Raw genomic sequence first — 13,344 nt, forward strand, 5'->3', positions numbered from 1 at the left:
CCGACTTATCCTACGGAACGGTCAGTAGTGAAACCGCACCCATCGGTGACTTCCAGGTCCCGGCGAAAGCACATCGGAGCGCACTGTAAACAAAGTTTAGTGACCAATGACACACCGCTTTCCCGCCACGGGAGCGCGCCTATTACTTCTGGCCTGTGCAATCGCGGGATTCGCCCCCCGTGACGCGCACGTCCACAGTGGTAGCTCCGTGTTAGGTTCGCACCGATCACGAGCCCCGCCGATTTACACGTGCCGATCAGTGCAGCCGGTTAGATCTCCTTCGAATAAAAGGCTCCCGTCGAACACCGCCGTTCGGCAGGAATTCCGGTGCGCACGTAAACACCCGTGGGAGTGATGTCATATGCCGGAGAGCGACGAATTCCTGTACCGCTCATCGTCCGAGATTCCGTATTTCAGCCGAGATGGCGAGATCTATCTCGCCGAGGTGCCGCTTCGGGATGTGAAGAAGTCCCGGCCGCTGCGAGTGCTGTCCGAGGAGGACTTCGAGTTCTGGCAGACCTACGGCTATGTGATCGTCCGAGAGGCGGTACCGGCCGAGGTGGCCGGGCGGCTGCTCGACTTCGCGTGGGAGTTCCAGGGGTACGACCCGGAGCGCCCCGCGACCTGGTACCCGGAGCGGGAGTTCACCTCGGAGCTGGACCGTGACCTGTACCTCCTCGGCTTCGTCGAGGCGTACCAGCACCAGTACATGTGGGACACCCGGCAGTCCCAGCGGGTCTACGACGCGTTCGTCGACGTCTGGGACACCGACCACCTCTGGGTCAGCCTGGACCGCCTCAACCTGAACCCGCCGAACGTCGGCAACCGCGCCCGTGCTCTCATCCCGCCCACCGAGCGCGGGTTCGACATCAATCTGCATTGGGACGTCGACACCACGCTCGCCGTGCCCCCGCAGCGGGTGCAGGGCATCATCGCCCTCCATGACACCCGGGAGGAGCTGGGCGGGTTCCAGTGCTCACCGGAGCTGTTCCGCCGGTTCGAGGACTGGCGGCTGCGCCAGCCGGCCGGCCGCGACCCGATCCGGCCGGACATCGACCGCACCGAGTTTCCGGTGGTCCGGCCCGAGCTCAGGGCCGGTGACCTGCTGATCTGGAACGGGCTGGTGGCGCACGGCGTCGCCCCGAACACCTCCGCCGACGGGGTCCGCTCGGTGCAATACCTCACCATGATGCCGGCCCTGCCGACGCACGAGCGGCTGGTCCGGTCCCGGATCACATCGTGGCGCGAGCTGATGACGCCGGAATGGAACTCCACCCTGGTCGGCGACCCCTACCGGCACGAGTCGCTGCGCTACGGCCCGGCCCAGCTCACCGACCTGGGCCGGCGCCTGCTCGGCCTGGACGAGTGGTGACCGCCGACCGGCGCAGGGTCTGCCTCGCCCTGCCCACCCACCGGGAGTGTGCGGCCACCATCGCCGCCGTCGCGGCCGAGGCCGCATACGGCGCCGCCGCCTTCGGCGTCGAGGTGGAACTGCTGATCCTGGACTCGTGCGACCCGATGACGTACGCCGGCAACGCGGCCGCCGTACGCGGGCTGCCGGACGCTCCGGGCGTACACGTGACCCATCTGGACGAGGACGCCCAGCGGGAGTTCCTGCAGCGGGTGGTCGCCGACGCCGGCGTCGGGAAGCCCGAATTGATCGCCCAGCTCATGCTGCCCGACCAGGCCTCCTACGGGGCGTGCACCAACCGGGCGTTCCTGGTCGCGGCCGCACTGGGCTGCGAGTCGGTGCACCGGCGCGACTCCGACGTGGCCTTCCAGACGCTGGACGGCATGCCGCTCTACCCGATCCACCACGAGCTGGCCTCACTCGGCAAGCGCGCGGCCGACGCAGCCGCCGGCGTGAGCGAGGTAGCGCTCGACCCTGCGCACGCCGACAAGCCGGTGGTGTCGGTGGGCGCGTCGTTCATCGGCGACCTGTCCGTGGACCTCGAGGAAGTGCGGACGCTCGATCCCCAGGCGTACTACGACATCGTCAGCCTTTGGGCCGCGCCCGGCGCCTCCGAGCAGGCAAAGCGGGAACTGGTCGCCGAATCGTTCACGGGAGCCCCGGACGGCGCGTTCCGCGAGGATCGTTCCGTGCTCGCCCTGGTCGATCCGATGCGCGTCGACATGGCCAACATCAGCTATTACCAGGTGCACGAGGATGTTCCGTTGCCCCCCATGACCGAAACCCTTGGCAGCGACTATTTCCACATTCATCTAGTCCCCGACAGCACCCTTCCCAGCGTGCTGCACAACCGGCACGTCATCAATTACCACACGCCCGACCGCAAGGCCGAGAATGCGTTCCACGTCTACCACCTGCGGTTGGTCAAGTTCCTCCTGTCGATGCTCTACCTGCATTTCATCTACGCCCGTATGGGGGCGGCCGGGGAGCTGCTGCTCGATGCGGACCACCGGATCCGGGTCGCCTCCCTGATCGAGATGGTGCGGGACAGCACCGTCCTGGACACCGCACCTAACGTGCGCTGCCTCAAACAGCTGGAGCGGACCTATCGGAAGCTGGGCGGACGATATGCCCGGTTCGCCGACCGGCTGGCGGCTGGACATGACCGGCTCGTGGTCGAGGCCCGCCAGGACATGGAGGAGTTCGCGCTGTTGATCGAGGCGTGGGGTCCGCTGATCCGGGCGGCCAAGGCAGCCGGCCCGGCGGGTCGCCGCTGATGCCGGAAAGCTCGGCGCTACGGTCCGCCCTCGGCGCGGCGACGGCCGACCGCATCATTTTCGACCTTGCCGGCATCGTGGACCACCACGACGACCTGGCCCGGGAACTGCCCGGCGTCGCGGTCCGGTTCGCGGTGAAGGCGTGCCCGGTGGACGACGTGCTGGACGCGCTGGCCCGGGCCGGCGCCGGCTTCGACGCGGCCGGCCCGAACGAGATCGCCCAGGCGCTGCGTACCGGGGTGCCCGCGGACCGGGTGCACTACGGCAACACGATCAAGTCCGACTCCGACATCGCCGAGGCGTACCGGCGGGGTGTCCGGCTTTTCGCCACCGACAGCGTGGCGGACGTCCGGGCGATCGCCACGCACGCGCCCGGCTCACGGGTGTTCTGCCGGCTGGCCACGCGGGGCACCGGCGCGCTCTGGGGGTTGACCGGCAAGTTCGGATGCTCGGTGGCCGACGCGGTCGAGGTGCTGGCCGCCGCCCGGGCGTACGAGCTGATCCCGGCGGGACTGTCGCTGCACGTCGGCTCGCAGCAGATGACCGTGGCCGCGTGGCGGGAGGCGTTCGACGACCTGGCCCAGGCCATCACCCGGCTGGGCGCCCGCGGCATCCGGCTGGACCACGTCAACCTCGGCGGTGGTCTGCCCGCCCTCGGATACCTGGACAGGCACGGCGTACCGATGCGGCCGCGGCTGGACCTGATCCTGGCCGCGATCCGCGACGGCATGCGCCGCCTACGGCTGATCTGCGCTGCACCGCTCGACTTCCTCCTGGAGCCGGGCCGTCACCTGGTCGCCGACCACGGCGCGATCCGCGCGCACGTGGTCCGCCTGACCGAGCGGCAGGTCAGCGACGGCCGCCGGGCGCACTGGCTCTACCTGAGCTGCGGGCGGTTCAACGGGCTGTACGAGCTGGACCAGATCCGGTACCCGCTCGAGTTCCCGACCCACCGGGCCGGTCCCCGGGTGCCGGCCATGGTCGCCGGACCGACCTGCGACAGCGACGACGCGTTCAGCCCCGGCACCAGTATCGCCGTGCCGGCCGGCCTGGCCTCCGGCGATCCGGTGTGGATCCTGTCGGCCGGCGCCTACTCGGTCAGCTACACCACCGTGGGATTCAACGGCTTCGACCCGCTTCCGCACCAGACGGTCGGCGCCCTGGCCGAGGTCGCAACGTGCTGACCGCGACGGTACGGCAAATCCGGGACGCCGACTGGCCCGCCGTGGTGGTGCTGGAGGCCGCTGCGTACCGGGACCTCGGTCTGTCGGAGAGGCCGGAGCGGCTGCGCACCCGGGCGGCGGATGCGACGTCCTTCGTGCTGGAGGCGGACGGGGACATCGCCGGCTACCTATTGGCGCATCCCCTCCCGTACGGCCGCTTCCCGGTTCTCGCGCACCCCGGGCCGCCCCCGCGGCCGACGTCCAATCTGCACCTGCACGACCTCGTTGTGGCGTCGGGATATCGGCGGGCCGGTGCCGGAAGCCGGCTGCTCGAGCATCTGCTGACGGCGGCCCGGGCTTGCGCGTACCTTCAGGTCTCGCTCGTCTCCGTCGCCGGCAGCGACGCCTTCTGGACCACGCACGGTTTCCGTGCGCGACCGGAAATACCGGTCTCGGCCGACTACGGCCCAGGCGCCGCCTACATGTCCCGCACCCTGGAAGAATAAGGAACCGCCATGGCTCAATCCCCGTCTTTCCGCCGCTCCCAGGTGGCGATCGCCGCGCTGTTCTGCTTCCTGGGTTTCCAGTACGGCACGTGGGTGTCGCGCCTGCCCGCCCTGAAGACTCACCTGGACCTGAGCACCGCGGAGGTGGGCCTGCTGCTGCTCGCCCCCGGCGTGGGCGCGACCGTGTCATTCCCGCTCGTCGCCCGCCTGATGAAGCAGCTCGGCTCCCGGCGGCTGGCCACCGCGTCGGGGTTCGGACTGCTGGCAGTGCTGGCCGCGCTGTCAGTGGCGCCGAACCTCGTCGTGGCCATTGTGGTGCTGTTCCTCGACGGGATCCTGATCGCCTGCCTGAACGTGGCGATGAACGCACAGGGCGCCGCCCTGGAGACCCGGTACGAACGCAACACCATGGCCAAGCTGCACGCGGTATTCAGCGGCGGCACCTTCGCGGCCGCGCTGCTGGCCTCGGCGGTGACCGCCGGCACGGAGACCGTCCGGGTGCACTTCGCGGTCGGCGGGGTGCTGCTGCTGGCCCTGCTGCTGGTCTCCTGGACCGGGACGCTGACCGGCGAAGTCCCCGCCGACGAGGCCTCCGGCGAGGCCCCGGCGCAGAAGAAACGGCGGCGCTGGGCGCTGCCGTCGATGATGGTGGTCTGGCTGTGCATGGCGATGGTGTTCGCCGAGCTCACCGAGGGCGCAATGAACGACTGGTCGGCCCTGTACCTGCGGGACGTGGCACACGCGGCGCCCGAGCTCACGCCGCTGGGCATCGCCACGGTGTCGGCGATGATGGTGCTGGCCCGGCTGTTCGCGGACCGATGGCGGGCACGCTGGGGCGACAAGCGGGTGGTGCTGGTCGGCACCGCACTGGCCGGGGCCGGCCTCGGCGGCGCGCTGCTGCTGGGCTGCTGGGTCCCGGCGCTGGCCGGCTTCGCCTGCGTGGGGCTGGGCATGGCCGCGGTGACGCCGTGCGTGTACGTCGCCGCCGCTCGACTCGGACCGGACACGCTGGCCGTGGTCGCCGCCATGGGCACGGCCGGCCTGCTGGCGGGTCCTCCAGCGATCGGCTTCGTGGCCGGCGCGTCCAACCTGATCTGGGGCATGGCCGTGGTGGTCGCCGCGATCGTGCTGGTCGGGCTCAGCATCGCGCAGGTCCGCTTCACCGCTTCGGAGGCCGTGACCGCCGCTGAAGTCGTAGCTCCCGAGCCGGGAACTCCGGTGGCCGTGGCAGAGGATGCGGCGTTGTCGACCAGCGCGACCAAACCGACGCGCTGAGCCGGGCACATCGGACCAGCCGCGCGTCGAAGGCGTCATACTGCTGCGGCGGCCTTCTTTCTCGCAGTGCGCTTGGCGGCCTTGGCGGGCTCCTTCGTCTTCGTCTGCGAGCTGCGAGTGCGCTTCTCCGGCGTTGCGGCCGGGGCCTTCTGGGCCGCCTCATACGCGTCCACCACGCTGGTGGGAATTCGACCGCGGGCGGACAGCTCGTGCCCGTTCTCGGCCGCCCACGCGCGGATCGCCTGGTTGTCGGCCCTGCTCGTCCGCTGAGCGGTCGTGGTGAGGCCGGGACGCCACGTACCGGCGCCCCGGCCGACGCGGGTCCCGGCGGCCACGTACCGAGAGAACATCTCGCGCAGCGCAGTGGCGTTCTTCTCGGACAGGTCGATGGTGTAGTTCCGACCGTCGACGGCGAACGAGACCGTCTCGCTGGCCTCGCCGCCGTCCAGGTCGTCAATGAGCTTCTGGATGATCTGCCTTGCCATGTTATCTCCCTAATGAGGATTGCGGACCGCCACTGAGCGGGTAGGTAGACGTGTAGTGCACCGCACCCACTGGAGAGTCCTATGCGCGGCGGCAGACGCTATTCCGTATTCTGCACTCTATCCACTCACGTCGGACCCTTATTCTAAGGCTCTCCGCTTCGGCGCTGTGCCGCGACTGCCGCGCCGAGGGTATGGCCGGACTTGACGGAGCCGCCCTTCGACATATGCCCTCGCGCGACCCTTCACCAACGGCGGCCTTGGCCGCGACGTGGACCGACGTCGCGCCGCATCGCGGGCGGTAACCTTTCCAGGCGCGACGGACCAAGACGAGTGAGATGGGGCAGCCCCGAACACCGGCTGCCATCCGGTCCTCGGAATCCTCGGCGCAGCCAGGCTCGCGCGAGGATCAGTCGCCGCTACTCGCCGCCTCCGCCAAAGACGGCCGAAGCCGCGATCCACGCCTCCGCACCGGGCCCGTGCCGGATGGGACGCGACGAGATTGGTAGCTGCCCAAGAGCGGTGCGGGGCCGTTCTCCGTCCGCGAGGCCGGACGGCTTAATCGCCGTCGCCGTTGCAGGCGCGCACGTAGGTACCCCTCTCCGGTCCACACCTCGGTGGGCCGCGGGTCTGGAATTTCCGGCGACGCGCCGGCGATCAATCAAAAGCGGGCGATCCTCGTCGGTTGCTGGCACTCACCTTTGCGGCGCCGACGGCCAGGACGAGCATGAGGACCAGGCCGATGAGGAATCCGAACAAGTGCTGTCCCAGGGTTTCGGAGAGCTCCCATGTCTCCTTCAGCGCGATGAGAAACGCGCCGCCGGAGACCAACCGACGGAAGCCATCAACAACCCATCACCCTTTTTCGATTCAGTCGCCGGTTGGCCCACCTACGCTCGACTGATCGCGCCCCGCGATCTGGAGGTCCCTCCGTGCCCGACGAACGTCTTCTCGCCACCTGCTGGACCACCGCCGGCGCCGCGAACCCATTGCCCGGCGATCAGCGCAGCCCTATCCCCATCCGCGCACGCGTCGAAGCCGCCGCGACGGCCGGGTTCCGCGGCATCGGCCTGCTGCACGCCGACTCATGCCCGCGCTCGACGAGTACGGCGTTCGCGGCCTGCGCGCCCTGCTCGACGACCACGCCATCGTCGATCTCGAACTCGAACTGATCACCGGCTGGTGGACCACCGGCCCGGCTCGCACCAAGTCCGACCGCGTACGCCACGACCTGCTCACCGCGGCCGCCGCACTGGGCGCACGCCACATCAAAGTCGCACCCGACGTCACCGACAGCCCCTGGGACCGCGACCGCTGGGTCACCGAGTTCGCCGCCCTGGCCACCGAAGCCACCGACGCCGGCACCAGGATCGGACTGGAATTCCTGCCCTGGTCCAACATCAAAACCGTCCATGACGGACTCGACCTCGTCCAAGCAGCCGACCACCCCGCCGGCGGCCTCATAATCGACGTCTGGCACACCGAACGCGCACACACCCCACCCGCCGACCTCGCCCAGGTGCCGCTGCGATACATCGTCGGCGTCGAGCTGAACGACGCCGACGGCGAACCGGTCGGGACACTGTTCGTGGACACCGTCCACCGCCGGCGCCTGTGCGGCGAAGGAACCTTCGACCTCCCCGGCATCATCACCGCCCTGCGCACCACCGGATGGCACGGCCCGTGGGGCGTCGAGATCCTGTCCGACGAACACCGCAGGAAGCCTATCCAGCAAGCGGTTACGGACGCTTTCCGAACGGCCCGGACGCAACTGGACCGATAAGTGCTCGCTCGCGTAATTCACACGCACAGCCCGCCATCGCTGGCACGCAGGCGGCCACCCGTTGCAGGTCGTCCCAGGTGCTGGTGATCACGTCGGTGTTCAGCCGGCACGACGCAGCCGAATCCGACAGCCCGACAGCGAGCCACAGTCCGGCGAGGCGCGCTCGGCGAGACTCGGCGGGTAACGAATCCCGTCCTTCATTTCGTACCGACGCGCACGCTGCTACGCCGCAGATCGGACCGCGGCGACGATGTAGGGACTATCTCGCTACCGCGCCGCCTCCGTGCCGATACCACGGCGGCGCACCAGTAAGCCGCGGTCGACCAGGTAAGCCATGGCTCGTCGCGCCGTCGGGCGCGAGAGATTGAGGTCATCGGAAACGGCAACTCAGTGCCCTCCTCCAGATGCTTCGCCATCTGGAACCAGAGCGGAATCGGGCTCATGCGATCGACTTTGAGCAGCCCGAGAACTTCGGCGGAGGTCACGGTGGCCGCGGCGGGAGACGGTGCTTGCACCGTGCCACCATGACAGTACAAAGTGTCTTGTCAGCAATTAGGTATGTCATGACAAAGTCTTGACGGAGGCAACCGAACGGAGTTACATGACAGCCATCAGTCACTGACCGAGCTGAAGCCTTGAAGGGCCGCAGATGAGGATCATCGACCACTGGATCGGCGGTAAGCTCACCGCCGAGAGTTCGAGCCGCGCCTCGGCCGTCTACAATCCAGCCACCGGCCGGCCGCAGGCCGAGGTCCGGCTGGCGAGCACGGACGACGTCGGCGTCGCGGTCGCGACCGCCCGGGGTGCCTTTGCAGAGTGGTCGCAGTCGTCGCTGAGTAAGCGGACGAAGGTCCTCTTCGCCTTTCGCGAGCTGGTCAACCAGCACCTGGACGAGTTCGCGGCGTTGATCACCGACGAACACGGCAAGGTGCTGTCGGATGCCCGGGGCGAGGTGCAGCGCGGCCTGGAGGTCGTCGAGTTCGCCTGCGGCGTACCGACGCTGCTCAAGGGCGACTTCTCCGACCAGGTCTCCACCGGCGTCGACCTCTACTCGTTCCGCGCCCCGCTCGGCGTGGTCGCCGGCATCACGCCGTTCAACTTTCCCGCCATGGTGCCGATGTGGATGTACCCGATCGCGATCGCCTGCGGCAACGCCTTCGTGCTGAAGCCGAGTGAGCGAGACCCATCGGCCTCGCTGCTCGCCGCCGAGTTGTGGCAGCAGGCCGGTCTGCCGGACGGCGTCTTCAATGTGGTGCACGGCGACAAGGAGGCCGTCGACGCCCTTCTCGATCATCCCGACGTCGCCGCGGTTTCGTTCGTCGGCAGCACGCCGATCGCCCGGTATATCCACACCCGGGGAACGGCGAACGGCAAGCGGGTCCAGGCGCTCGGCGGCGCGAAGAACCACGCCGTCGTGCTGCCGGATGCGGATCTCGACTACGCCTCGGACCATCTGGTGGCGGCGGCCTTCGGCAGTGCCGGCGAGCGCTGCATGGCGATCTCCGCCACGGTGGCGATCGGTGGTGCGGCCGATGCCTTGGCAGAGGCCGTGTCCGCCAAGGCTCGCGCGGTCAAGGTCGGCAGCGGCCGGGACAAGGAAAGCGAGATGGGCCCCGTCGTCACCGCCGCCGCCCGCGACCGGATCGTCGGTCTGATCGGCAGCGGCGAGCAGCAGGGCGCCCGGCTACTGGTCGACGGCCGGGCGCTGGTCGTCCCCGGTTTCGAGGACGGGTTCTTCGTCGGGCCGACGGTGATCGATCAGGTCACCCCCGAGATGGAGGTCTACCGTGAGGAGATCTTCGGTCCGGTCCTGTCGGTACTGCGGGCGGACAACGTCGATGAGGCGATCAGCTTGATCAACTCCAATCCGTACGGGAACGGCACTGCGATCTTCACGTCCAGCGGGGAGGCGGCGCGCCGGTTCCAGCGCGGGGTCAACGTCGGCATGATCGGCATCAACGTGCCGATCCCGGTGCCGATGGCCTATTACTCCTTCGGTGGCTGGAAGGACTCTCTGTTCGGCGACAAGCATGTCCATGGCCCGGAGGGCGTGTCGTTCTATACCCGCGCCAAGGTCGTGACGTCCCGCTGGCCGCACGTCGAGCAGAGCATCGGCGCCAGCCTTCAGTTCCCGACCGCGTCGTGAGCACGATGGGCGCCAAGAACTACCGTCAGTTGCGCCTCGGCAGCTGTCCCGACTCGTGGGGTGTCTGGTTCGCGGACGATCCGCGACAGACTCCGTGGCCGCGGTTCCTCGATGAGCTGGCCGCGGTCGGCTACGACTGGCTGGAGCTAGGACCCTACGGTTACCTGCCGACAGATCCGGCCCGCTTGCGGGACGAGCTGGCGGCCCGCGAGCTCAAGGTGGCCGGCGGCACCATGCACGGACTCTCCGGCCTGCACCGGGCCGGCGACTTCGACGCGATCGTGGCGCAGTCCCGCAAGGTGGCCGAACTGACCCGGGCGGCAGGGGCGGACCAGCTGATCTTCGTGCCTGTGCCGGGCTACCGGGACGACACCACCGGCGCCTACCTCGAGCCGGCCGAGCTGACCGAGGACGAGTGGTCGACGCTGATCACCTCGGCCAACGAGCTCGGCAAGATCGTGGCCGGCGACTACGGCGTCCACCTGCAGTTCCACCCGCACGCCGACAGCCACGTCGAGACCCAAGCCCAGACGGAGCGGTTCCTGCAGGAGAGCGATCCGGCGGCGGTGAACCTGTGCCTCGACACCGGTCACCTGGCCTACCGCCGGGCCGACTGCGTGCAGATCATCACCGAGTTCCCCGACCGGATCGGTTACGTGCACATCAAGCAGATGGACCCGGCCGTCGTCGAGCGAGCCGAGCGCGAGGGCCTCGCCTTCGGCCAAGCGGTGGCGATGGGTGCGAGCTGCGAGCCACCGCTCGGGCTGCCGGACGTCCCGTCGGTGGTCGAGGCGCTGGCCGGCCTGGACGCCGAGATCTTCGTGGTGGTCGAGCAGGACATGTACCCGGCGCCGTTCGAGAAGCCCAAGCCGATCGCCGAACGCACCTTCACCTATCTCCGCGGCACCGGCATCGACGGATGACCGCCACCCGTCTGCATCAAGGGAGTTGACCATGGTCGTCCGCATCGGCGTGATCGGCGCCGGCATGATCGGGCAGGATCACATTCGCCGGATCAGTGAGGTGCTCTCCGGCTGCGAGGTTGTCGCGGTCACCGACGTCGACCCGGCCAAGGCCCGGGAGGTGGCCGACGCCCGCCCTGGCATCACCGTGCACGCGACCGGCGACGAGGTCGTCGCCGACCCCGCGGTGGACGCGGTCGTCGTCACGTCCTGGGGGCCGACCCACCGGCAGTACGTGCTCGCCTCGATCGCCGCCGGCAAGCAGGTGTTCTGCGAGAAGCCGCTCGCCGAGAGCGGGCAGGACTGCATCGACATCCTCGAATCGGAGGCGGCTACCGGCCGCCGGTCGGTCCAGGTCGGCTACATGCGCCGCTACGACTCCGCCTACCGCGCGCTCAAAGCGGTGGTCGACGCCGGCGAGATCGGCGCACCGCTGATGGTGCACTGCGTGCATCGCAACCCCTCGGTGCCCGGCCACTACCGCAAGGAAATGATGATCACCGACACCGCCGTGCACGAGATCGACGCCATGCGCTGGCTGCTCGGCGAGGAGATCGTCAGCACCCAGGTGCTCGTCCCCCGCAAGAACGCCAACGGCGTAGAGCTTCAGGACCCCCTGATCCTGCTGCTCACCATGGAAAGCGGCGCGATCGTGGACGTCGAGATCTCGGTGAACATCCGATACGGCTACGACATCCGCGGCGAGGTGGTTGGCGAGAACGGGACGGTCTCGCTGGGCGAGGCCAGCCCGGTCACCGTACGCCGGGAGGGCCGGTTCAGCGGCCACATCCCCGTCGGATGGCGTGAGCGGTTCATCCGCGCCTACGACACCGAGATCCAGGAATGGGTGGACGGCGTCGCCGCCGGCCGCCCGCCGGCCGGCCCGAGCTCGTGGGACGGCTACGTCGCCGCCGTGGTGTCCGAAGCGGGCCTGGAAGCCCTGCGGTCGGGCGCTCGCGTCGACGTGAAGCTGGTCGACAAGCCCGCGCTGTACACGTGATCCCCCCGGCAGAGGTGACCTCATGAAGATCGCGCTTGACCCCTACATGTTGCGCCGTACCCCGCTCGAGGAGCTGCCCGGTCTGGTCGCCGACCTCGGCTACGAGTACATCGAGCTGTCGCCCCGCGACGACTTCATGCCGTTCTTCCTTTATCCACGCGCGGACCGGGCGAAGATCCAGGCGTTCAAGAAGGCGCTGGACGTGGCGGGTGTCGCGATCGCCTCGAACCTGCCGCTGTACCGCTGGTCCGGGCCGGACGAGGACGAGCGTCAGGCGGCGGTCCGCAATTGGAAACGGGCCATCCAGATAACTGTGGATCTCGGCTGCACGGTGATGAACTCCGAGTTCAACGGCCGGCCCGAGCAGGCCTCGCGCAGCGAGAACCAGTTCTGGCGCTCGATGGAGGAACTCCTGCCGATCTTCGAGCGAGAGGGCGTACGGCTGGCTCTCGAGCCGCATCCGGACGACTTCTGCGAGGGCGGCAAGGCAGCGGTCGACCTGATCCGCGGCATCGACAGCCCATTGGTCAGCTTCCTCTACTGCGCGCCGCACACGTTCCACATGGGCGACGATTGCGCCGGAATCATGCGGTACGCCGGTGACCTGCTCACCCAGGTGCACGTCGCCGACTCGTTCAACCACCACGGTTCGTCCGGCCTGCGCTACATCGTGAACCCACCGGGCTCGGCCGCCCGGATTCACCAGCACCTCGATATCGGCCAGGGCGAGGTCGACTGGGAAGAGTTTTTCGGCACCCTCGGCGAGTGCGGCTTCGGCCGTGGGCAGACCCCGGCCGGCCCAGAGCCGATCATGACGGCCTGCGTGTTCGCGTGGGAGGAGCGCGCCGCGGACTCCAGCCGGTTCATGCTCGAGCAGATGCGTTCCTACACCACGAAATGGGCGAGCTGATCGCAGGGAACGAGATCGAGGTGCTCACGGTGGGCCGAGTCGGCGTGGAACGGGTTGGGGACGGTCGAGATGGCAGCCGGTGCGCGGGTCACCTTCCACACCGGACCGGACGAGGTGCTGGTGGTGCCGCTGTCCGGCGGTTGCGACGTGACCTGTGACGATGAGCGCATTACCCTGACCGGCCAGCGGTCGGTGTTCAGCCGGGTCACCGGCTTCGCCTATCTCCCCCGGGATACCACCGGGCGACGGTGAGTCGGAGCTCGAGGAGATCTACTACTTCGAGGTGGCCAAGTCGCCGGCGGGCACGCCGCGGTTGGCATATCAACGGGTGTACGGCCACCGGACCGCCCGATCGACGTCTGCGCCGAGGGTGCGCACCGGCGATGTGGTGCTGATCCCGTACGGGTGGCACGGGCCCTCGATGGCCGG

At 68.8% G+C, this 13,344-nt stretch carries 11 protein-coding genes and 2 pseudogenes; 12 read left to right on the plus strand and 1 reads right to left on the minus strand.

Annotation, left to right across the window (positions count from 1 at the left end):
• Positions 1-361: 361 nt before the first annotated feature.
• From AB0368_RS09160 to AB0368_RS09180, 5 genes are read left to right on the plus strand one after another with little or no spacing between them, the layout of a single operon-like run.
• Positions 362-1,372 carry a phytanoyl-CoA dioxygenase family protein gene (locus AB0368_RS09160; RefSeq protein WP_366153285.1) on the plus strand — a complete coding sequence of 337 codons (1,011 nt, stop codon included), beginning with the start codon at positions 362-364 and terminating at the stop codon, positions 1,370-1,372.
• Positions 1,369-2,688 (plus strand): DUF6271 family protein, encoded by a 1,320-nt coding sequence (locus AB0368_RS09165; RefSeq protein ID WP_366153286.1) that lies wholly within the window; start codon positions 1,369-1,371, stop codon positions 2,686-2,688. The genes AB0368_RS09160 and AB0368_RS09165 overlap by 4 nt, the downstream gene beginning before the upstream one ends.
• Positions 2,688-3,872: a type III PLP-dependent enzyme gene (locus tag AB0368_RS09170; RefSeq protein WP_366153287.1), complete on the plus strand. Its 1,185-nt coding sequence runs from the start codon at positions 2,688-2,690 to the stop codon at positions 3,870-3,872. Before AB0368_RS09165 ends, AB0368_RS09170 begins: the two co-directional genes overlap by 1 nt.
• A complete protein-coding gene (locus AB0368_RS09175) occupies positions 3,866-4,357 on the plus strand; it encodes a GNAT family N-acetyltransferase (protein ID WP_366153288.1) in 492 nt (163 codons plus the stop codon). Before AB0368_RS09170 ends, AB0368_RS09175 begins: the two co-directional genes overlap by 7 nt.
• Positions 4,358-4,366: 9 nt before the next feature.
• Positions 4,367-5,632 carry an MFS transporter gene (locus tag AB0368_RS09180; RefSeq protein ID WP_366153289.1) on the plus strand — a complete coding sequence of 422 codons (1,266 nt, stop codon included), beginning with the start codon at positions 4,367-4,369 and terminating at the stop codon, positions 5,630-5,632.
• A 158-nt stretch (positions 5,633-5,790) separates the two neighbouring features.
• On the opposite strand, the pseudogene AB0368_RS09185 reads toward AB0368_RS09180, so the two are convergent.
• A pseudogene (locus AB0368_RS09185) lies at positions 5,791-6,117 on the minus strand (Lsr2 family protein); the annotation flags it as partial.
• Positions 6,118-7,201: 1,084 nt separating this feature from the next.
• Between AB0368_RS09185 and AB0368_RS09190 the strand changes: the two are divergent.
• The 7 genes and pseudogenes from AB0368_RS09190 to AB0368_RS09220 form a co-directional block, all read left to right on the plus strand.
• Entirely contained in the window at positions 7,202-7,897 is a 696-nt protein-coding gene (locus AB0368_RS09190) for a TIM barrel protein (protein WP_366153290.1), read from the plus strand.
• 649 nt (positions 7,898-8,546) lie between these two features.
• Positions 8,547-10,043, plus strand: a complete 1,497-nt coding sequence (locus AB0368_RS09195; RefSeq protein ID WP_366153291.1) for a CoA-acylating methylmalonate-semialdehyde dehydrogenase — start codon at positions 8,547-8,549, stop codon at positions 10,041-10,043.
• 5 nt (positions 10,044-10,048) lie between these two features.
• Positions 10,049-10,966, plus strand: coding sequence for a TIM barrel protein (locus tag AB0368_RS09200; RefSeq protein ID WP_366153354.1), 918 nt, complete (start codon positions 10,049-10,051; stop codon positions 10,964-10,966).
• A gap of 31 nt (positions 10,967-10,997) precedes the next feature.
• Positions 10,998-12,005 (plus strand): Gfo/Idh/MocA family oxidoreductase, encoded by a 1,008-nt coding sequence (locus AB0368_RS09205; RefSeq protein ID WP_366153292.1) that lies wholly within the window; start codon positions 10,998-11,000, stop codon positions 12,003-12,005.
• Positions 12,006-12,027: 22 nt separating this feature from the next.
• Positions 12,028-12,915: a sugar phosphate isomerase/epimerase family protein gene (locus AB0368_RS09210; protein ID WP_366153293.1), complete on the plus strand. Its 888-nt coding sequence runs from the start codon at positions 12,028-12,030 to the stop codon at positions 12,913-12,915.
• 69 nt (positions 12,916-12,984) lie between these two features.
• Positions 12,985-13,167, plus strand: coding sequence for a 5-deoxy-glucuronate isomerase (locus tag AB0368_RS09215; RefSeq protein ID WP_366153294.1), 183 nt, complete (start codon positions 12,985-12,987; stop codon positions 13,165-13,167).
• Between the two features lie 31 nt (positions 13,168-13,198).
• A pseudogene (locus AB0368_RS09220) lies at positions 13,199-13,333 on the plus strand (5-deoxy-glucuronate isomerase); the annotation flags it as partial.
• Between the last annotated feature and the right edge of the window lie 11 nt (positions 13,334-13,344).

The organism is Actinoplanes sp. NPDC051475 (genome assembly GCF_040689425.1).
GTDB lineage: Bacteria > Actinomycetota > Actinomycetes > Mycobacteriales > Micromonosporaceae > Actinoplanes.

Coding starts and splice junctions, on each gene's coding strand:
- AB0368_RS09160 (WP_366153285.1), top strand. CDS start 362: ATGCCGGAGAGCGACGAATTCCTGTACCGCTCATCGTCCGAGATTCCG.
- AB0368_RS09190 (WP_366153290.1), top strand. CDS start 7,202: ATGCCCGCGCTCGACGAGTACGGCGTTCGCGGCCTGCGCGCCCTGCTC.
- AB0368_RS09195 (WP_366153291.1), top strand. CDS start 8,547: ATGAGGATCATCGACCACTGGATCGGCGGTAAGCTCACCGCCGAGAGT.
- AB0368_RS09200 (WP_366153354.1), top strand. CDS start 10,049: ATGGGCGCCAAGAACTACCGTCAGTTGCGCCTCGGCAGCTGTCCCGAC.
- AB0368_RS09215 (WP_366153294.1), top strand. CDS start 12,985: ATGGCAGCCGGTGCGCGGGTCACCTTCCACACCGGACCGGACGAGGTG.
- AB0368_RS09170 (WP_366153287.1), top strand. CDS start 2,688: ATGCCGGAAAGCTCGGCGCTACGGTCCGCCCTCGGCGCGGCGACGGCC.
- AB0368_RS09210 (WP_366153293.1), top strand. CDS start 12,028: ATGAAGATCGCGCTTGACCCCTACATGTTGCGCCGTACCCCGCTCGAG.
- AB0368_RS09205 (WP_366153292.1), top strand. CDS start 10,998: ATGGTCGTCCGCATCGGCGTGATCGGCGCCGGCATGATCGGGCAGGAT.
- AB0368_RS09180 (WP_366153289.1), top strand. CDS start 4,367: ATGGCTCAATCCCCGTCTTTCCGCCGCTCCCAGGTGGCGATCGCCGCG.